Raw genomic sequence first — 19,338 nt, forward strand, 5'->3', positions numbered from 1 at the left:
GCTTCAGGGCACGCTCCGGAGGGAATGCTGGGCCGGGCGAGGGGACGCGCCAATCGATCGAGTGCACCTGCCTTCGCGATCTTGGCCGCCGGATCGAACTCTGGTTGCCTGCTCCATCAAGACCATTCCCGCTGGGCCGTCAGGACGACCAGGACCCCGGGCTCGAGCAACACGATCGCCGCCGGCTCCGGCGGAGTTAGGCCAGGTGCGCACGTGCAACCGTTCCAGCTGCCCGAGTTCTACGTGGCTCATCCGGCGAGGCTGAACCCGCACCTGCAACGCGCCCGTCGGCACACCAAGGAGTGGGCCTACCAGCAGGACATGATCGACGTACCGCAGCAGGGCGTTCCCATCTGGGACGAACACGACTTCGACTCGCACGACTACGCGCTGCTGTGCGCCTACACCCACCCGGACGCGCCCGGCCCGGAACTGGACCTGGTGACCGACTGGTACGTGTGGGTCTTCTACTTCGACGACCACTTCCTCGAACTGTACAAACGCACCCACGACATGGCGGCCGCACAAGAGCACCTGGACCGGCTGACGCTGTTCATGCCCATCGACGGGGAGATCACGGAGACCCCGCGCAACCCGGTCGAGGGCGGGCTCGCCGATCTGTGGACCCGGACCGTGCCCGCGCGTTCCGAGGACTGGCGGCGCCGGTTCGCCGACAACACCCGGCACCTGCTGGACGAGTCGCTGTGGGAGCTGCACAACATCAACCGCAACCGGCTGTCCAACCCCATCGAGTACGTGGAGATGCGCCGCAAGGTCGGCGGTGCGCCGTGGTCGGCGAACCTGGTGGAGCACGCCGTGAACGCCGAGGTTCCCGCCGCGATCGCCGCGACCCGGCCGATGGAGGTGCTGCGCGACACCTTCTCCGACGCCGTGCACCTGCGCAACGACCTGTTCTCCTACGAACGCGAAGTGCTCGACGAAGGTGAGCTCTCCAACGGGGTGCTGGTGTTCGAGCGTTTCCTCGACTGCACCACGCAGGACGCCGCGGAGTCCGTCAACGACCTGCTGACCTCGCGGCTGCACCAGTTCGAGCACACCGCGATCACCGAAGTGCCCGCGCTGTTCGAGGAGCACCAGATCGATCCGGCCTCGCGAGCCGGCGTGTTCGCGTACGTCAAGGGCCTGCAGGACTGGCAGTCCGGCGGGCACGAATGGCACATGCGCTCCAGCCGGTACATGAACGGGGCCACCCGCGACGAGCCGGTCGCCGAGAACGGGTTGAGCGGGCCGACCGGCCTGGGCACCTCGGCCGCACAGATCGCGACGTCCTTGCTCCGCACCGCTCCGCAGCGAGCCCGCTCGTTCCGGCACGAGCCGTACCAGCGAGTCGGCCCGGTGCCCCGCCAGGACATGCACATGCCGTTCACCGCGAAGTCCAGCCCGCACCTGGAGCACGCCCGCGAGAACGTCGTGGAATGGGCGCACCGCATGGGCATTCTCGACGGTGTCGTGTGGAACGAGCGGCTCATCCGGGACTTCGACCTGGCGCTGTGCGCCGCAGGCATCCACCCGGACGCCGACGCCGAACAGCTGGACCTGAGCACCGGCTGGCTCGCGTGGGGCACCTACGGCGACGACTTCTACCCGGTGATGTTCGGCCGCACCGGCGATGTGGCGGCCGCCAAGGTGTGCACCGAACGGCTGCCGCTGTTCATGCCCGTCGAGGACACCACAACACCGGCTCCGGCGAATGCGCTGGAGGTGTCGCTGGCCGACCTGTGGCAGCGCACCACCGCGCCGATGGGCGTCGACGCGCGCCGGACGTTCCGCCGCACCATCGAAGTGATGATCGACAGCTGGCTGTGGGAGCTCGGCAACCAGGTGCAGAACCGGATTCCGGACCCGGTGGACTACATCGAGATGCGCCGCCGCACCTTCGGCTCGGACCTGACGATGAGCCTGTGCCGCCTGTCGCACGGCAACGCGGTCCCGCCGGAGATCTACCGGACTCGCACGCTGCGCTCGATCGAGAACGCGGCGGCCGACTACGCCTGCCTGCTCAACGACGTTTTCTCCTACCAGAAGGAGATCGAGTTCGAGGGCGAGCTGCACAACTGCATCCTCGTGGTGCAGAACTTCCTGGACTGCGACAAGGATCGCGCCGTCGGAGTCGTGGTCGACCTGATGAACGCGCGGATGAGCCAGTTCCAGCACGTGGTCGCCGAAGAGCTGCCCGCGCTGTTCGAGCAGTTCGACTTGGGCGACGCCGCGCGCGAGGTGCTGCTCGGGTATGTGGAGGAACTGCGCAACTGGCTGTCCGGGATCCTCGTGTGGCACGACGGCTGCCACCGCTACGAGGAGGCGGTGCTGCGCCACCAGCCCGCGGCGGCACCGATCGTGGCTGCCACGGTCCTCGGCGGCCCGACCGGCTTGGGCACCTCCGCGGCCCGCATCGCGACGACGCTGAGCAAGGTGTAGCCGAAGGCGACGGGGCCGGGCGCGGATGACGACGATCGCGCCCGGCCCGGTCCGTCGTGGCCGCATCGTGCCGAGCGACGTTCCCGTTGCCGCTCAACGCCATACCGTGCTCTGCATGACATGGAAGCGGCGCATCGCCGTGGTCATGCTGACCTCGGGCGGAGTTCCTCCTCGCCGAAGCAGTATCAGGTCGCAGAGTTCCGGTCGGCACAGCGCTGAGCCGAACCGCTGAGTTTCGACCACCCGACCCGCCACGCAGGTCGTTCTGAAAGGAGCCCTCAGGCCCCGTCACTTGCCGGCGGGCCGGGCGGCGGCTCGACGGGAGCGAACCGGCCGGTGGCGATGAGGACCACAACGAGCACGAGCGGCACGATCCAGCCGCTCCAGCCGAGGATCGTCGCCTGCGTGGTGTCGATGTGCTCTCCGGCCTCGGCGAACAAGAGGTAGCTCCCGCCCGCAGCGTTGAACGCGGCGTGCGCGAGGGCCGCGGGCCACACGGAGCCCGAACGGAGCCGCAACCAACCGAAGACCGCGCCGATCAGGACGCACATGCCGATCATCGCGGCCACGCCGAGCCAGCCCGGCGCGTCCGGGTAGTTGTACCCGAGCAGGATGAGCGGAGCGTGCCAACAGCCCCAGATCACGCCCATGATCAGCAGTGCCGGGAGCGCACCGAGCGGCATCAGCTTCGGCAGCAGCCACCCGCGCCATCCGAGTTCCTCCCCGAGCGCCGGGATGAGGTTGAGGAACGCGCCCAAGGGGAGAACGGCGAGCTGGATCGCGATGAGCGGACCGACCGGGATCGGAAGCTCGACTGCTCCCGCTTGCTCGTCGAGGGCCTGCTGGAACGCGGAGAAGTTCACGAAATCGGCCGGATAGACCCCGAGCAGCGCGCCGACCGGAAGTGCCACCAGAACGAGCGCGATGGGCACGACGATCCCCAGCGCCCCGTAGCCGAGCACTCTCGGGACCGGCTTCAGCGGCCACAGCCCGAGAGTCCACGCCTTCCGCGGCGGCCGCTCCGCGAAGCGCACGACGACGAGGGCGGCGACCGCCGGGGTCATCATCATGGCGACCGGCACGAACGGGAACCAGGGGTCGGCGAGCCCGTCACCCAACCAGAGCGGGAGCGCCACGAGCCAGGAAAGCGCGAACGCGAGGGCGATGAACACGCCTACGGATCGCAGATCACGGCTGTTCATGCGGGCTTCGGATCGGGGCGCGGACGAGTCCGATCCGGGCGGGATCTCGACGGTCATGACGTCCGCCCTTCGAGGATGTGCAGGCCGGCGATGGTCCGGTCGTCGCGGAACGCGATCCGTGCCGTGTAGTCGCCCGCCTCCAACGCGATTGGGGTGTTCGTGACCGTCACGTCGCCGGCTCGGGTGACTTCCGGTTCTCCGTGCTGCTCAAAAGCTCCCGCCAGTCCGACGATCTGAGCCCAAGCGGCGGCGAGCGCGTCCTCCGACAGGCCTTCGCGCATGGTCTGATCGAACCGCTCGGCTACACTCGACCACCGCCCGGCCGCGAGATCTCGAATCGCCGAGGCTGCCAGTTCGGCGGCTTCGGGTAACGGCGTGGTGTTCATCGGTTCTCCCGTTCTCGGGTCGGTCGGTTTGCCGTAGCGCTGAAACGCCGCTTGTCGGCTCACGCCCAGCGCATCACCGACGACTTGCCATGTGGCGCCGTTCTGGCGTGCCTGCTGCACAACGGCACGCACCACGTCATCGGCGGCCGCCTGGATGCTCACGGCACGCCCGATCGAACCGGCCCAGTCTTCGTCCGTCAGGACGCGCGACGCGAGGAACGCCTCCGTGTGCGCTGTCAACGCCCGCAGCGACTCTGTCAAGTTACCTTGCATGCGTCAAGCTTACCTTTACACCGCCCGAACAGAATCGAGCCGCGATGACATGGTCGATACCCCGGATCACCACCGGCGCTGAACGCCATCTGCTCGAGAGCACGCTCGACCGCAACCGGGCCGAACTGATCAACACTGTGCGCGGCATGTCCGAAGCCGAGGCCCGCCGCCGCCTCGTCGCCTCACCGACCACCCCGATCGGATTGCTCAAACACGCCGCGGTCGCCGAACGGATCTGGTTCCAGCACGTCCTGGCGGGCGTGCCCAAGAGCGAATGCGATGGCGGCACGACGTCGGGCGACGCCAGTTTCATCGTCGACGACCACGAGACCGTGGCCGACGTGATCGTCGAATTCGAGCGCGTCAGCGAGCGCTCGCGCGTGATCGCCGCCGCGTTCGGCCTCGACGACACCACAACGCACCCCGACCTGGGCGAGGTCAGCCTGCGGTTCATCTACCTGCTCCTCGCGGAGGACTTCGCGCGTCACGCCGGTCACGGCGACATCCTCCGCGAGCAGATCAAGCACGCACCCACCCCCGATATTTCAGAACAGCCGTGATCGAGGGGTCCGCGCAACGTCATCGCGGCGGAGAACAAGCACACGCAGCCCGTTGCGCCGCAGTCGAGTCAGCTCAATCGCCGCACGCACCCGCGTGAAGGACCGCGGCACCCACCGGCCTCGAACACAGGCCGCCCGATCGCAAGAGCTCGTCGGACCCGACCTCGTGACGGCGGCCGGAATCGCTGGGTGAGCTGCTCGCGGAGGAAACCCGCCTCCCGAGAGGCCGACTGCGAACCCACCGGCGAAGCGGCGGCTCTGCGCTGAGGCGCATCCGAACACGGCTTCGCCGCAAGGCAGGCTTGCTTCGCCGCTGTTGTCGGGCTTCGCCGACCACAAGGGCGGCTTCGTTGTTCGCTGGGCGACGAACAAGAATCGGGGTGCTGGAATTCCCGATGCGGCCTCGTTGTCCCGCATCGTGGCCATGGGGTCGTTCGCTTGACGCGGGGCGACCGCGCGAACGTAGAGTTCTTGGTGCGGTGAGCGAGAAATCCCGTCCTCTCGGCGAGCGCCGGTGGCGGTGGCTCCCCGTCGACGGCGAGGGAGGGATCGATGCGGGCACCGGTGCACGGCCCCGGATTCCGCGGTGCCAAGCGGCGGCACGTCGACCTGCTGCGGGTGAGCAGCGCGAGCTGTCCACGCTGACGGAAGACCCCGCGCCCCCCGTCCCGCCGCCCGGCCGACCGGCCCGTTCCGGCCCGCCCGGCGCGCTCCCACCGCAGGAGAGGTCTGTCCTCGCATGTCCGAGAACCCGCTGCACCTGGCCGTCGCGCTCGACGGCGCAGGCTGGCATCCCGCCGCGTGGCGTGATCCGAACGCCACTCCCGAAGCCCTGTTCACACCGGGCTACTGGACCGCGCTGGTCCAGGCCGCCGAGCGGGGCCTGCTCGACTTCGCCACCATCGAAGACGCGCTGGGCCTGCAGTCCGACGATCACATCAGCAACACCGACCGCCGCACCGACCAGGTGCGCGGGCGGCTCGACGCCGAGCTGATCGCCGCGTTCACCGCGCCGCTGACCAGCCGGGTCGGGCTGATCCCGACGATCACCACAACGCACACCGAGCCGTTCCACATCGCCTCGGCGCTGGCCACGCTGGACCACAACAGCCTCGGCCGGGCCGGGTGGCGAGTGCAGACCTCGGTCCGCGCCGACGAGGCGGCGCACTTCGGCCGCCGCGCGCTGCCGGAGATCCGGCGCGACACCCTCGGCACTCCGGAGACGGACGCGGCGGTGGCGGACCTGTTCGAGGAGGCCGGCGACTCCGTCGAGGTGGTGCGGCGGTTGTGGGACAGCTGGGAGGACGGCACCGAGATCCGGGACGCCGAGACGAACCGGTTCCTGGACCGCGACAAGCTGCACCACATCGACTTCAGCGGGCGCTTCTTCTCCGTGCGCGGTCCCGGCATCGTGCCGCGACCGCCGCAGGGTCAGCCGCTGGTGGTCGCGCTGGCGCATGCGCGGGCGGCCTACGAGCTCGCCGCGCGGTCGGCCGACGTGGTGTTCACGACGCCGCGCAACGCCGCCGAAGTCCCGGGGATCGTGGCCGAGGTGCGGGCCGCCGAGCAGGCGGTCGGGCGCACCGGCGCACCGCTGCGGATCCTCGCGGACGTCGTGGTGTCCGTCGACGAGGACGCCGCCGAGGCACGGGATCGGCTGCGGCGGCTCGACGAGCTCGACGAACCACTGCGCTCCGATGCGGCCGTGGTCGCCGGTTCGGTGGTCGAGCTCGCCGACCTGCTGCAGGAGTGGCGCGCGGCTTCACCTGAGCTGGACGGCTTCCGGTTGCGCCCCGCGGTGCTGCCCACCGACCTGGACGCCATCGCCGACGGCCTGGTGCCCGAACTCCAGCGGCGCGGCGCGTTCCGCTCCGCTTACGACACCGACAGCCTGCGCGAACGGTTCGGGCTGCCCCGACCGGCGAGCCGGTACGCGGGCGAGAACACGGCGGAGGTGGCCCGATGAGCGCGGACCGCAAGCAGGTGATCCTGGGCGCCTACTTCCCGGGCGTCAACCACGACACGGTGTGGAGCGACCCGGCCTCGGGCAGCCACATCGACTTCTCGTCCTTCGAGCACTGGGCGCGCACGGCCGAACGCGGGAAGCTGGACCTGCTGTTCCTGGCCGAGGGGCTGCGGCTGCGCACCCGCGGGGAGGCGATCTTCGACCAGGACGTGGTGGGCCGCCCGGACACGTTCACCGTGCTCGCCTCGCTCGCGGCGATCACCGAGCACATCGGGCTGGCGGGGACGATCAACTCGACGTTCAACGAGCCCTACGAGCTGGCGCGCAAGTTCGCCTCGCTGGACCTGCTCTCCGGTGGCCGGGCCGCGTGGAACGTGGTGACCAGTTTCGACGCCCCCACCGGGGAGAACTTCCGGCGCGGCGGGTTCCTCGATCGTTCGCAGCGCTACGAGCGGGCCGGGGAGACGCTGGAAGCGGCGCGGCGGCTGTGGGATTCGTGGGGTTCGGACGCCGTGGTGGCCGATCAGGAGATCGGGCGATTCCTGCGCGATGAGCGCGTGGGCGACTTCGCCGTCCAGGGCAACCAGTTCGACATCGCGGGCAGGTTCTCCACGCCGCGCTCGCCGCAGGGGCATCCGGTGGTGCTTCAGGCCGGTGAGTCGCCGGCCGGACGGGACTTCGCGGCGAAGCACTCCGACGCGATCTTCTCCCGGTACCAGCAGTTCGACGAGGCCCGAGCGTTCTACACCGACGTCAAGGCGCGGGTGGCCAAGGCCGGGCGGAACCCGGACGAGGTGAAGATCCTGCCGTCGGCGGCGGTCATCCTCGGCGACACCGAGGCGGAGGCGCGCGATCGGCACGCCGACATCCGCAGCCGCCAGGTGGATCCGTTCACCGCGATCGTGCTCGCGGAGACGGCGTGGAACCGGGATCTGTCCGATGTGGACCCGGATGGTCCGGTGCCGGATCTCGAACCGACTCCGGACGCACCGAAGTGGATCAAGGGCCGGGCGCCGCTGACTCAGGACGCCCACGCCACCGCCGAAGCGTGGCGGCAGCTCGGCCGCTCCGAGGGCTTGTCCTTGCGGCAGGTGGTGACGAAGGTGTTCGACCGCAACGTGTTCGTCGGCACCCCGGAGTTCGTGGCCGAGGAGATCGACCGGTACGTGCAGCAGGAGGCGGTGGACGGGTTCATCCTCGGCTCGCACGTGACCCCGTCCGGGCTGGACGAGGTCGTGGACCGGGTGGTGCCGCTGCTGCAGGACCGCGGCGCCTTCCGCACCGAGTACACCGGCACGACACTGCGCGACAACCTCGGCCTGGAACCGGCGGAGAAGTTCGGCGAACCGGGCACGCGGCGATCGGACTCCGCCGCGTCCTGACGCTCTCCCCCGGTGGGGCCGGCCACCACCGGCCCCACCGGCCCGAGCGCCCGGCAACCACCTCAGGTGATTGCTTCCGCCACCCGCTCCTACCGGTCGAAGGGGCCGTCGACTCCACGGGTTCGTTGGAGTGAACGGCCCCTTCGACCGGTCTTGGCGGCTGAGAAGTCCTTGCAGGATGGTCTTTGATCCGGGTCTTGTCAGCGGCGAAAGCCGCTGCGCAGTGACCAGCCTGAGCAGACCGGCCACCGGCGGGTTCTCAACGGCTTCCTCGCGAGGACGGCGATTTCGCCGTGCATCGGACATGCATGAGAAATCGCGGTACACCGGCAGCGGACAAGCCCCTGAGGTTCCGGTGAGCAGCCCGCTGCGCAGGCCGTTCTGAGAGGACTCCTGAACACGCATTCACCTAGGTCGGAGTGTGCGGGCGGTGAGGAGGACCAGCAGGGCCGCCAAGGGGGCCGAGGCGGCGGCGGCGAAGCCCCAGCGGGCGTCGGCGTGGTAGAGCGGGACCCACAGCACCGGTGCCAATGCGCCGCCGAAGAACTGCGCGGACAACGCCAGTGACGCGGCGCCGCCCCGGTTGGCGGGGGCGCTGGTGGCGGACAGTTCGTTGACGATGGTGCGGATGCCGGTGACCGCACCACCGGCGGCGACGACACCGGCCACGACGAGCAACGGGTCGGGCGCCAGCGCGGCGGTGAGCACTCCGGCGGCGAGCAGCGTGTTCATCACCAGGCCCAGCGAGCGTGGACCCGTCCGCTCCGCCCAGCGGCCGAGCGGTCCGGCGGCGGCCACTCCGGCCACGCCGAACGCCGCGCTCACCAGACCTCGTTGCACCGGGCCGAAACCGAAGTCGTCCTGGGTGCGCAGCACCACCAGCACGGTCAGCCCGACGGCGCCGAGATAGCTCAGGAACGACAGCGCCGCAGCCAGTCCCAGCCTGCGGTTGAGCAGGACCCGCCACGGCACCGCTCCCTCCGCTCGGCGAGCGGCGGCCGCCGCGTCCGGCGGGAACAGCACCAGCACTATCGCGACCAGCGTGGGGAAGGCGAACGCGAGCCGCCAGTTCCAAGACGCCGACAACCCGGTGATCAGCGGGCTGAAACCCTGCCCGGCGGCCTGCATCGCCGCGAACCAGCCCAGTGCCCGGCCACGACGTTGCGCGGGCACCAGGTCGATGATCGAGGCCACCAGCAGCGGCGTGGTGAACGCGTTCGACGCGCCCTGCAACGCCCGCGCCACCAGGAAGACCTCGATCGACGGCGCCGCCGCGCACAGCACTGACACCAGCACGAACACCACCAGCGACACGCGCACGGTGCGGCGACGGCCCCATCGTTCCGCCAGCGTGCCCGACACCAGCAGCAGCACCGCGAACGGCACCATGTACACGGTGACCGCGGCCGCGACCGCCGTCACCGAACCGCGCAGCCCGGCGGCGACCTCGTGCACCATCGGCGTGACCATGGTGCTGCCGTACGGACCGAGAAAACCGCCGACGTACAACGGCCACACCCGTGGCCCCGCCCTCCTGGCGAACCCGCGATCAGCCAGGCCGGCCATGCACGGCACCTTCCTGTCCTGTCAGCGGCGCAGCCGCGCTGTCGGCCCGCGAGCAAGCCCGCCTCGCGGCCAAAGGCCGTGCTTTCGGGCTGCGAAGCAAGCCTGCTTTACGGCCGAAGGCCATGCCTTCGGGCTGCGAAGCAAGCCTGCCTCGCGGCCGAAGGCCGTGCCTGTATGCGCGAAGCGCATAGCCCACGCAAGCAAGGTGACCACCGGCGGGTTCTCAGCTGTCTTCTCGCGAGAACAGGTTTTTCCCTCGTGGCGGAGCCACTAGGGAAAAAGATCCCGCAGCGAGAAGACAGCTGAGGTTCCGCCACCCGACCACCAACGCAGCCCGACAGCGTCAAACCCGAACGAAGTTATCGACGACCGCACCGAAGCCGGATTCCTTCTCGACCAAGCCCCAGCTCACCATCCAGTCGTAGGTGCGCTCGAACTGGTCCTGCGGGTACGGCCTCGGCTCCACGAACCGCAGCCGGTCGAGGCGGAAGTCGTCGGTGGTGAGCTGCTCGATCTCCGCCGGGACCTCGCCGATCAGGTGGTGCAGGTACTGGCGCGGGTCCTCGTTGAGCTTGTGGACCGCCTTGACCACGGCCCGGTTGATCGCCTCGTAGGTCTCCGCGGGCAGGTCGGGGCTCGCGATCTCCGAGCCCACGTAGTAGGCCTCGGCGAGCAGCCGGTAGCCCTGCTTCTCGGCCACCGAGATCCACGGCTCCATCAGCGCCACGGCCTCGATCTCCTTGTCCCGCAACGCTTCGAAGCGTTGTTGCGGGCCGCCGACGTGCACCACCTTGATCTCCTCGCGCGGCAGGAACCCTTCCAAGGTCTGCAGCGCGAGGTAGTGCGAGCCGTGGTGGAAGTTCACGCCGACCGCCTTGCCCGCGAGGTCCTGCGGGTGCACCGCGGGCGAGTCCGGGTGCACGTAGAGGCCCTGGCTGAGCACGGCCGCGCGCTTGCTCACCACTCGGCCGCCGACCTGCGTGTCGACCGAACGCCGGATCTGGCCCCACTCGCAGGCGCGGTACAGCGTGGCCTCACCGCTCTCGAAGTGCGACTTGGTCGAGCCGAACGCGCTCAGCAGCTGGTGGTCCTCCAGGAATCCGACGCCCGCGCCCGCGTAACCCTTCGGGACGAACTCGACTTCCAGGCCTTCTTCCGCGTAGTAGCCCTCGTCCGCGGCGACAAGCTGCGGCAGCGAGAACACCAGCGACAACAGTTCCATCGTGACCTTGGCGTGCGCCATGTCCGGTTCCTCCACTCGAGTTCGCCCGTGGCGGGCATCACGGGCCGCGGAAGTCGGCCGGACGTCGTGCGCGCAGGCCCGTCGCGCCGCAAAACCACCTGAAGATCGTGTCCGCGGCGTTCCGCAGCAGAGGCCCGTACTTCCTCATCGCGCGGCCCGGCATCACCCGCATCGAGGACCTGCGCGGGCGCACCGTCGGCAACTCGGCGGCGGGAAGCAACCTGGACACCACGCTGCGCTACGTGCTGCGGGCGCACGGCCTCAACGCGGACCGCGACGTGACGCTGGTCAACAACGGGATCAACGAGCAGGCCTACGGCACGCTGAGCACCGGTCAGGTCGACGCCACGATCATCCACCAGCCCTTCCCCGCGCTGGGCGAACTCGAAGGCGAGTCGGTCACGCTCGCTCGCGCCTGGGACTACCTGCCGCGCTACCACACCGGGGTGCTCATCGCGGGCGACGACGTGATCCGCGACCAGCCCGACGTGCTGCGCCGCGCGCTGCGCGCGTACTTCACTTCTTACACCGTACGAGGACGCGTATCCGCACCACCTCTCCGGTGGGATGCGCCAGCGCGCCGGGATCGCGCGGGCGTTGACCGCCGATCCGGAGGTGCTGCTGATGGACGAACCCTTCGGCGCCGTCGACCACCTGACGCGAATCCGGTTGCAGCAGGACCTGTTGCGCATTCGCGCGCGGACCGGCAAGACCATCGTGTTCGTCACGCACGACGTCGGCGAGGCGGTGTACCTGGCCGATCGCGTGCTGCTGCTGGCCGCGCGCCCCGGACGGCTGTTCCGCACCTTCGACGTGGAGCTGCCGCGTCCGCGCGAACACGGCTCAATGCCGTTGCTGCAACGGGAAAGCGACATCTACCGAGCACTGTCCGAATTGGAGCGGGAGGCCGAGCTGGCACCGACCACGCCGTGAGCGCGGCCGGTGCCGGGATCAGCCGATGTCCGGTGCCGGTCCCAGCGCGTTCAACGCGGCGACGATCGTCCGCTCCTCGTACCGGAAGTGGGCCTCCAACGCCGCCGACAGCCGGTCCAGTTCGGCGCGCACCTCGTCCGGGCGCCGGTCTCCGTCCACCAGGTCGCCGAGTTCCGCCTGCATCCGGTGCACCGCTCGGTGCTCCTCGGCGAGCTCGGCGAGCACCGGTGCGAGCGCGGGAAAACGCCGTGCCAGCACGGGAAACGCGCCACCGTCCTCGCCGGTGTGGTGCTCGGTGAGCGCCGAGCAGAACGTTCGGCAATGCGTGCGCAGCTGCTCGCCCCAGTCGGCCGCCGCGGCGTCGTGGTCCAGCCGATCGCGCAGCGCGGCGAGTTCGGCGCGCAGCCAGTCGTGGGCTTCCACCAGGAAATCGCCCATCCCGCGGGGCCGCTCCGGGATCGTCGAGGATTCGTGCTCGGCGTGGTCGTCGGTCATGGATTCCTTCCCATCGATCCATCGGACCGGGAGGGGCGGATTCCGCCGGAGGAGAGCGCGCGGATGCCGGGTCGAGCACGCGCTGGAGGGCATCGACCGCACCCCGGAACACGGGAGTGACGACGATCGATGTGACGAGAAGACCCGGAACCGCACTGAGAACGGCGAATCGCGCGTCGCGCGCGTGCTCTCAGGGCCGCGTCGAACTCAAGCGGGAGCCACTACCTCCAGGCGTTGTGCCCATCCGGGGCGCGGCAAGAGGCTACAACGCCACCGGAGCGCCCGGCAATCCACTCTCGCGATCAGCTCAATTCGAGCATCGCTTCGGTGGTGGCCCACAACTCTCGAGCCAGTTCCGGATCGCGCGCCTGCTTCGAGGTCGGCGCGTCGGCCCGCATCCGGTGGAAGTACCGGCCGTTGACGCTCATCGGATCGTCCAGCGTCGCCAGGTGCACCAGGGGCGCGGCGCCCTGCTCGTTGCTCAGCAGCAGGTATCGGGCGAGCCACGTGTTGTACAGCAGCGACGCCGCTCCCCCTGCGTCGCGCCCGAAGCTGGAGCCGACCGCCCCGGGATGGAAGGCGACGGCGCTGATGCCGGTCTCGGGGGCGCGTCGGGCCAACTCCCGCACGAACAGCACATCGGCGAGCTTCGCGGCGGCGTAAGCCAGGAACGGGGAGAACCGGCGGCGCGAGAAGTTCAAGTCCTCCAACGAGATCCGGCCGAACCGGTGCCCCATGCTGCTGGTCACGATCACCTGGGCGCGCGAGGCGCTGAGCCGCTCGCGCAGCAGGGCCTGCAACAGGAACGGGGCGAGGTAGTTGCTCTGCAGGGTGAGCTCGAAGCCGTCCTCGGTGACCCGCCGATCCGGGCCGACGCCGCCCGCGTTGTGCGCCAGCACGTCGATCACCGGGCACCGTTCCAGCAGCCGGTCCGCCAGCGATCGCACCTGCGCCAGCGAGGCGTAGTCCGCGACCAGCGGCTGCACGCCGAGTTCGTCGGCGACCACGCGGGTCTTGTCCGCGGAGCGGCCCACCGGGACGACGTCGGCTCCGCGGGCCGCGAGCTCGCGCGCGGCGGCGGCACCGACTCCGGCGCTGGCACCGGTGATCACCACGGTCTTGCCGGTCAGGTCCTGGGGCATCGATCCTCCTGCGCGGACGCTTCGTTCACATCGGGTGGCAGCGGGTTCCCGTTGCCGTTGCCGTGTGAGCCTGACAGATCACCGCGTCGAGTCGATCACGAGTGGCGACCAGCTCGTCGATCTGCCCGTCGATCCGATCCCGCTCGACGGCGAGCTTGCCCAGCAGGTCCGGGTCGACCTCGCCCGTCTCCACGCACGGCAGCAGGCTCACGATCGTCCTGCTGGGCAGTCCCGCGCCGTAGAGCTGCTGGATCAGCTCGACCCGGCCCACCGCGGACTCCGGGTAGGTGCGCTGCCCTCCCGAACTGCGTTCGGAGCGCAGCAGGTGCTGCTCCTCGTAATACCGCAGGGCGCGCACGCTCACCCCGGCCTTCGTCGCGAGCTCACCGATCCGCATCAAGCCTCCCGCGAGTTATCCAGACCACATTACTTGCCTCTGACGTCAACGTCAGGTTTTAGGCTAGCGCAAGCACATCGCACGACACCATGCCGCAAGGAGTCCTCGTGTCCAGCACCAACCCCGCCGACCGCGCAGCTCAGACGCTGTCCCGCCCGTTCACGCTGGGCGGGGTCACCGTGCCGAACCGCATCGCCATGGCCCCGATGACGCGCGAGTTCTCGCCCGGCGGAGTGCCCGGTGCCGACGTCGCGGACTACTACTCGCGGCGCGCGGCCGCGGGGACCGGCCTGATCATCACCGAGGGCACCTACGTCGATCACGACTCCGCCGGACTCAGCGACCGAGTCCCGCGCTTCCACGGCGAGGACGCGCTCGCGGGCTGGAAGAACGTGGTCACCGAGGTGCACCGGGCGGGCGGCAAGATCATGCCGCAGATCTGGCACGTCGGCATGGCCCGCACCGCCGGGGCACCGCCGTTCCCCGACGCCCCGCCGATGGGACCGTCCGGGCTGAGCCTCGAAGGCGCCGAGACCGGACACGCGATGACCCAGGCCGACCTGGACGCGGTGATCGAGGCGTTCGCCAAGGCCGCCGCCGACGCCGAACGCCTCGGCTTCGACGGCGTGGAGCTGCACGGCGCGCACGGCTACCTGATCGACCAGTTCCTCTGGGAGGGCACCAACCGCCGCACCGACGGCTACGGCGGCGACCCGGTGTCCCGGGTGCGTTTCGCCGCCGAGATCGTCGCCGCCGTGCGCCGGTCGGTCGCCCCGGACTTCCCCATCGTGTTCCGCACCTCGCAGTGGAAGATGTCGCACTACAAGGCGAAGCTCGCCGAAACCCCGCACGAGCTGGAGGCGATCCTGAGCCCGCTCGTGGCTGCGGGCGTCGACTCGTTCCACTCCTCCACCCGGCGCTACTGGCTGCCCGAGTTCGAGGGCTCCGAGCTCAACCTGGCCGGGTGGACGAAGAAGCTCACCGGCAAGCCCACCATCACCGTCGGCTCGGTGGGGCTCGACGAGGAGTTCCTCAAGTCCTTCAGCGGCCAGACCTCCGAGGTCACGGGCATCGACGCCCTGCTGGACCGACTGGAGCGCGACGAGTTCGACCTGGTCGCCGTGGGCCGCGCCTTGCTCGCCGACCCCGAGTGGGCGGCGAAGGTCCTCACCGGCCGCCACGACGACCTGATCCCGTTCACCTCCGACCAGCTCACCACCCTCCACTGACCCGATCCAGGTGAACGGCCCCGTTGCCCGCAAGATCGGTCAACGGGACCGTTCACTCGAAATCAGCGATGGATCCGATGGTCCCCTTTGACCGGCGGGCGAAGGTGGCATCGACCTCGGGACCGGTCGCTCACAAGAGGTCGTCGAGGGTCATCGGCAAGGAGCGGAGGCGTTTGCCGGTGGCGTGGTAGATGGCGTTCGCGATGGCGGGCGGGAGACCGGTGAGACCGACTTCGCCGACGCCCTTCACGCCGACCGGGTTGAAGCGGTCCGGGGCGCCGACGAAGGCGACCTCGTGGTCGGGCACGTCGCCGTTGACGGGAATCAGGTAGTCGGCGAACGTCGCGTTGGTGATCCGCCCGGTGCCGGGGTCGGTGGCGGTGTCCTCGAACAACGCCATGCCGATGCCGCCGACGGCACCGCCGATGATCTGGCTGCGGGCGGTCTTCTCGTTGAGGATCCGGCCGCCGTCGATGGCGGACACGATTCGCGTCACCCGGATCGTTGCGAGCTCCGCGTCGACCCGCACCTCCACGAACTGCGCCCCGAACGCCCCCGCACGGGCCAGGCCTCCGGCGTCGTGGCTCGTCGGGTCGAACGCGCCGTCTCCCGACAGATCACCCCTGCCGTGGCGGGCGAGCATCGCCGCGTAGGTCTCTCCCCTGGCCGCATCGTCGATGAGGTGCAGCCTGCCGTCGGTGGCGGTGAGCTGATCGAGCCGCGCACCGCGCAGCGGTGCGGCCGGATCATCGGCGACGAGGTCCAGGAATCCCTGCCACAGCCGGAGAATCGCCGTGTCCACGGCGGCCCCGAGCGAACCGGTGAGCCCGGAACCGCCTGCCAGCGGAGCCGCCGGGAGCCGCGAGTCGCCGATCTCGAACCCCACCGCACCGACCTCCACCCCGAGGCGGCCCGCGGCGAGCTGGGTGATGACGGTGCGGGAACCGGTACCGATCTCGGCGGTGGAGCTGCGCACCACGGCGGTGCCGTCCGCGAGCACCGTCACCGACGCCTCGCACGGCAACCCGAAGAACGGGAAGCACGCGGTGGCCACGCCGTAGCCGATGAGTTCGTCGCCTTCGCGCAGCGTCGCGGGCTCGGCGGGCCGGCGGGACCAGCCGAACAGTTCAGCGCCACGCCGGTAGCACTCGGGCAGCGCGTTGCTGGACCACGGCAGCCCGCTGTCCTGGTCGATGTCCGCGAAGTTGCGCAGCCGCAGTTCGATCGGGTCGATGCCGACCTGGTAGGACAACTCGTCGATGGCCGATTCCAGCGCGAAGTTGCCCTGGGCCTCCCCCGGCGCTCGCATCGAGCACGGCCCGGGGATGGTCAGCCGCACCTGCTCGTCGCGGGTGGTGACGTTGGCGCACCGGTAGCGGACCGCCGTCCCGCTGGTGACGGGGTCGACGTTGTCGTCGTCCACGGCGGCGGTCTGCGTCGAACGGTGGTCGATCGCGCGCAGCGTCCCGTCCCGGTCCATGCCGATCCGCAGCCGTTGCACCGTGCCGGTGCGGTGCCCGACGCCGGTGAACATCTGCGGCCGGGTCAGCACCAGCCGCACCGGCAGGTTCACCTCGCGCGCCGCGAGCGCGGCCAGGTGCACGTGCGGCCAGGTCCGCAGGGCCGAGCCGAAGCCGCCGCCGACGAACGGCGCGAACACCGTGACGTCGGCCGCGGGCAGCTCGAACGCCGCGGCGATGGACTCCCGCATCGAGCTGGGTCCTTGGCTGTTGCTGTGCACGGTGAGCCGCGGCCCGTCCCAGACGGCGACCGCGCTGAACAGGCCCATCGGGTTGTGCGTGTTCGCGGGCGTGGTGAAGGTGGCGTCGTAGCGCACTTCGGAGCTCGCCAGCGCGCCGGGCACGTCACCTCGGACGACGTCGGTGCCCGCCGGTGCGCGCGGCGCCCGCGGGTCGTCGATCGCCACCACCGGGGAGCGCACCTCGTAGTCCACCTCGATCAGCGAGGCCGCCTCCGCCGCCTGCTGCGGGGTTCGCGCGACGACCACGGCGAGGTAGTGCCCGTGGTGGTCGACCACATCGCCCTGCAACGGCGCGGGCGGCTCACCGGGCGGCCGCTGGATCTTCGGCGCGTTCAGATGGGTGAGCACCGCGAGCACGCCGGGCGCCGATTCGGCACGGGCCACGTCGATGCCGGTGATGCGCCCGGAGGCGATGGTGGAGCAGGCCAGCGCGGCGTGCGCCATGCCCGGTTCGGTCACGTCGTTCGGGTAGTCGGCGCTGCCGCTGACCTTGTGCAGGCCGTCGACCCGGTTCAGTCCGGCGCCGACCAGTGCGGGCACCTCACGAGCCTGCGCCGCGGCGGTGCGGGCCGGGCCGGTGGCGGGCAGCAGTCCGGCGCCGGCCACGAGCACGCCCGCGCGCAGCGCGGAACGGCGGGAGAATTCCATCCGGTTCCCTTTCTAGCTCGTCGCCGTGCGCAGCGCGCGGACCAGGGTGCGTCGGGCCAGCTCCACCTTGAACTCGGTGCCCTCCACGGTGAACGGGTCCTGGACGGCCAGCTCCGCCGCCGCCGCGAAGGACTCCACAGTGGACGGTCGCCCGAGCAGCGCGCGTTCCGCCTCGCTCGCGCGCCAGGGCACGGTGCCGACGCCGCCGAGCGCGATGCGCGCCTCCCGCACGACGCCGTCCGCCACCCGCACGGCCACCGCAGCCGAGGTCAGCGCGAACTCGTAGGAGGCGCGGTCACGCACCTTCAGGTACCCGGAGCGCACGCCCGCGGCGGGCAACGGCAGGTCCACGCCGGTGATCAACTCGTCGTGGCCGAGCACGTTCTCCACGTCCGGGCTCGCGCCCGGCACCCGGTAGAACTCGGTGAGCGGAACCGACCGCGTCCCCGCCGAGCCCTGCACCAGCACCACCGCGTCCAGCGCGGTCAACGCCACCGCCAGGTCCGAGCCGTGCACCGCGATGCAGTCCGCGCTCGCCCCGAGGATCGCGTGCATCCGCGCTCCGCCGGTCACCGCGGCGCATCCGCTGCCGGGCGTCCGCTTGTTGCAGGCCGCCACCGACGGGTCCCGGAAGTACCGGCATCTGGTGCGCTGCAACAGGTTTCCGCCGATGGTCGCCATGTTCCGCAACTGCGGGGAGGCGCTGGCCAGCAGCGCCTCGGACACCACGGGCGCCCGTTCGACGACGAGCGGGTCGGCCGCGAGCTCGGCCATGGTGCTCATCGCGCCGACGCGCAGCGTCTCGCCGTCCCGGCTGATCCCGCGCAGCGGCAACCGGGTCACGTCGACGACGGTGCGCGGGGCGAGCACCCCGTCCTTCATCAGGTCCAGCTGGGTGGTGCCGCCCGCGAGGAAGCACGCTTCCGGATCCGCCTCGACCGCGGCCACCGCTTCGGCGACGTTTCCGGGGCGCAGGTACTGGAACTCACGCATTCTTCGCGACCTCCCTGATGGCGGCCACGATGTTGGAGTACGCCCCGCAGCGGCACAGGTTCCCGCTCATCTGCTCGCGCACCTCCTCGTCCGAGCCGACGTGCCCCTCGTCGAGCAGGCACACCGCGGACATGATCTGACCGGGCGTGCAATACCCGCACTGGAAGGCGTCGTGGCGCACGAACGCCTGCTGCACCGGGTGCGGCTCACCGTCGGCTCCGAGGCCTTCGACGGTGGTGATCTCGCGGTCGTCGCACTGCGCGGCCAGCGTCAGGCAGGACAGCTTGCGCGCCCCGTCCACCGCCACCGTGCACGCACCGCACGCACCCTGGTCGCAGCCCTTCTTCGTTCCGGTGAGGCCGAGTTCGTCGCGCAACGCGTCGAGCAACGTGACCCGCGAGTCGAGATCCAGGGCGTGCTCGGTGCCGTTGACGTTGAGCGAGACCGAAACCCGATTGTCGGCCGTTGCTGGCATGTGACTCCATCCTCGTCGGTGCGATCACCGGCGGCGCCCGGAGGCCAGGCCGGACCGGCATTTCAGCGCGAATCGAACGCCCGGTTCATGACCGTGGGCCGAAATGTCGCGACGCTCCCCCGTTATACATCGGTGATCTTCACCTGCGCCAGGGTCCACCCGCGGTCGCGGGAGCGGATTTCGGCCACCGGCTGCGAATCCGCTACTCGTCCCGTTAAGAGGACTCCTGATTCCCCATGCGCGCAGC

At 70.3% G+C, this 19,338-nt stretch carries 16 protein-coding genes and 2 pseudogenes; 8 read left to right on the forward strand and 10 right to left on the reverse strand.

What is annotated here, in order from left to right; genetic code table 11:
* The first annotated feature begins 213 nt into the window (after nucleotides 1-213).
* Nucleotides 214-2,439 carry a terpene synthase family protein gene (locus H2Q94_RS17885; RefSeq protein WP_243788334.1) on the forward strand — a complete coding sequence of 742 codons (2,226 nt, stop codon included), beginning with the start codon at nucleotides 214-216 and terminating at the stop codon, nucleotides 2,437-2,439.
* A 278-nt stretch (nucleotides 2,440-2,717) separates the two neighbouring features.
* Here H2Q94_RS17885 and H2Q94_RS17890 read toward each other — a convergent pair whose 3' ends face one another.
* Both H2Q94_RS17890 and H2Q94_RS17895 read right to left on the reverse strand, forming a co-directional pair.
* Nucleotides 2,718-3,698: a CPBP family intramembrane glutamic endopeptidase gene (locus tag H2Q94_RS17890; RefSeq protein ID WP_243788335.1), complete on the reverse strand. Its 981-nt coding sequence runs from the start codon at nucleotides 3,696-3,698 to the stop codon at nucleotides 2,718-2,720.
* A complete protein-coding gene (locus tag H2Q94_RS17895; protein WP_243788336.1) occupies nucleotides 3,695-4,300 on the reverse strand; it encodes a DUF3887 domain-containing protein in 606 nt (201 codons plus the stop codon). The genes H2Q94_RS17890 and H2Q94_RS17895 overlap by 4 nt, the downstream gene beginning before the upstream one ends.
* Nucleotides 4,301-4,344: 44 nt before the next feature.
* Between H2Q94_RS17895 and H2Q94_RS17900 the strand changes: the two genes are divergently transcribed.
* The 4 genes from H2Q94_RS17900 to H2Q94_RS17910 all read left to right on the forward strand — a co-directional run bounded on the left by H2Q94_RS17900 (nucleotide 4,345) and on the right by H2Q94_RS17910 (nucleotide 8,208).
* A complete protein-coding gene (locus H2Q94_RS17900; protein ID WP_243788337.1) occupies nucleotides 4,345-4,860 on the forward strand; it encodes a DinB family protein in 516 nt (171 codons plus the stop codon).
* A 552-nt stretch (nucleotides 4,861-5,412) separates the two neighbouring features.
* On the forward strand, nucleotides 5,413-5,505 hold the full coding sequence (locus H2Q94_RS30720; protein ID WP_309501039.1) for a putative leader peptide: 93 nt from the start codon (nucleotides 5,413-5,415) through the stop codon (nucleotides 5,503-5,505).
* 94 nt (nucleotides 5,506-5,599) lie between these two features.
* Nucleotides 5,600-6,826 (forward strand): LLM class flavin-dependent oxidoreductase, encoded by a 1,227-nt coding sequence (locus tag H2Q94_RS17905; RefSeq protein WP_243788338.1) that lies wholly within the window; start codon nucleotides 5,600-5,602, stop codon nucleotides 6,824-6,826.
* Entirely contained in the window at nucleotides 6,823-8,208 is a 1,386-nt protein-coding gene (locus H2Q94_RS17910) for an NtaA/DmoA family FMN-dependent monooxygenase (protein WP_243788339.1), read from the forward strand. The genes H2Q94_RS17905 and H2Q94_RS17910 overlap by 4 nt, the downstream gene beginning before the upstream one ends.
* Nucleotides 8,209-8,613: 405 nt before the next feature.
* On the opposite strand, the gene H2Q94_RS17915 is transcribed toward H2Q94_RS17910, so the two are convergent.
* A complete protein-coding gene (locus tag H2Q94_RS17915; protein WP_243788340.1) occupies nucleotides 8,614-9,774 on the reverse strand; it encodes an MFS transporter in 1,161 nt (386 codons plus the stop codon).
* Nucleotides 9,775-10,117: 343 nt separating this feature from the next.
* The gene (locus tag H2Q94_RS17920; protein WP_243788341.1) at nucleotides 10,118-11,017 is read right to left on the reverse strand and encodes an ABC transporter substrate-binding protein; all 900 of its coding nucleotides are present in this window, start codon (nucleotides 11,015-11,017) and stop codon (nucleotides 10,118-10,120) included.
* 107 nt (nucleotides 11,018-11,124) lie between these two features.
* Here H2Q94_RS17920 and H2Q94_RS31005 point away from each other — a divergent pair.
* Together H2Q94_RS31005 and H2Q94_RS30725 are read left to right on the forward strand one after the other, a co-directional pair.
* Nucleotides 11,125-11,520: pseudogene (locus H2Q94_RS31005) on the forward strand (ABC transporter substrate-binding protein); the annotation flags it as partial.
* Between the two features lie 49 nt (nucleotides 11,521-11,569).
* Nucleotides 11,570-11,950: pseudogene (locus tag H2Q94_RS30725) on the forward strand (ATP-binding cassette domain-containing protein); the annotation flags it as partial.
* Between the two features lie 18 nt (nucleotides 11,951-11,968).
* Here the strand turns inward: H2Q94_RS30725 and H2Q94_RS17930 are convergent.
* The 3 genes from H2Q94_RS17930 to H2Q94_RS17940 all read right to left on the reverse strand — a co-directional run bounded on the left by H2Q94_RS17930 (nucleotide 11,969) and on the right by H2Q94_RS17940 (nucleotide 13,984).
* Entirely contained in the window at nucleotides 11,969-12,445 is a 477-nt protein-coding gene (locus tag H2Q94_RS17930) for a hemerythrin domain-containing protein (RefSeq protein ID WP_243788342.1), read from the reverse strand.
* A gap of 302 nt (nucleotides 12,446-12,747) precedes the next feature.
* Complete coding sequence (locus tag H2Q94_RS17935) at nucleotides 12,748-13,587, reverse strand: SDR family NAD(P)-dependent oxidoreductase (RefSeq protein WP_243788343.1); 840 nt, start codon at nucleotides 13,585-13,587, stop codon at nucleotides 12,748-12,750.
* 25 nt (nucleotides 13,588-13,612) lie between these two features.
* Nucleotides 13,613-13,984 carry a MerR family transcriptional regulator gene (locus H2Q94_RS17940; protein WP_243788344.1) on the reverse strand — a complete coding sequence of 124 codons (372 nt, stop codon included), beginning with the start codon at nucleotides 13,982-13,984 and terminating at the stop codon, nucleotides 13,613-13,615.
* Between the two features lie 107 nt (nucleotides 13,985-14,091).
* On the opposite strand from H2Q94_RS17940, the gene H2Q94_RS17945 reads away from it, so the two are divergent.
* Nucleotides 14,092-15,213, forward strand: a complete 1,122-nt coding sequence (locus tag H2Q94_RS17945) for an NADH:flavin oxidoreductase (RefSeq protein WP_243788345.1) — start codon at nucleotides 14,092-14,094, stop codon at nucleotides 15,211-15,213.
* A 130-nt stretch (nucleotides 15,214-15,343) separates the two neighbouring features.
* Here H2Q94_RS17945 and H2Q94_RS17950 read toward each other — a convergent pair whose 3' ends face one another.
* The 3 genes from H2Q94_RS17950 to H2Q94_RS17960 are packed head-to-tail and all read right to left on the reverse strand — an operon-like array spanning nucleotide 15,344 to nucleotide 19,091.
* The gene (locus tag H2Q94_RS17950) at nucleotides 15,344-17,623 is read right to left on the reverse strand and encodes a xanthine dehydrogenase family protein molybdopterin-binding subunit (protein ID WP_243788346.1); all 2,280 of its coding nucleotides are present in this window, start codon (nucleotides 17,621-17,623) and stop codon (nucleotides 15,344-15,346) included.
* Nucleotides 17,624-17,635: 12 nt separating this feature from the next.
* On the reverse strand, nucleotides 17,636-18,616 hold the full coding sequence (locus tag H2Q94_RS17955) for an FAD binding domain-containing protein (RefSeq protein WP_243788347.1): 981 nt from the start codon (nucleotides 18,614-18,616) through the stop codon (nucleotides 17,636-17,638).
* Entirely contained in the window at nucleotides 18,609-19,091 is a 483-nt protein-coding gene (locus H2Q94_RS17960; protein ID WP_243788348.1) for a (2Fe-2S)-binding protein, read from the reverse strand. The genes H2Q94_RS17955 and H2Q94_RS17960 overlap by 8 nt, the downstream gene beginning before the upstream one ends.
* Nucleotides 19,092-19,338 lie beyond the last annotated feature (247 nt).

Origin of the sequence: Saccharopolyspora gloriosae, assembly GCF_022828475.1 — a bacterium.
In the GTDB taxonomy this organism is placed as follows: Bacteria; Actinomycetota; Actinomycetes; order Mycobacteriales; family Pseudonocardiaceae; genus Saccharopolyspora_C; species Saccharopolyspora_C gloriosae_A.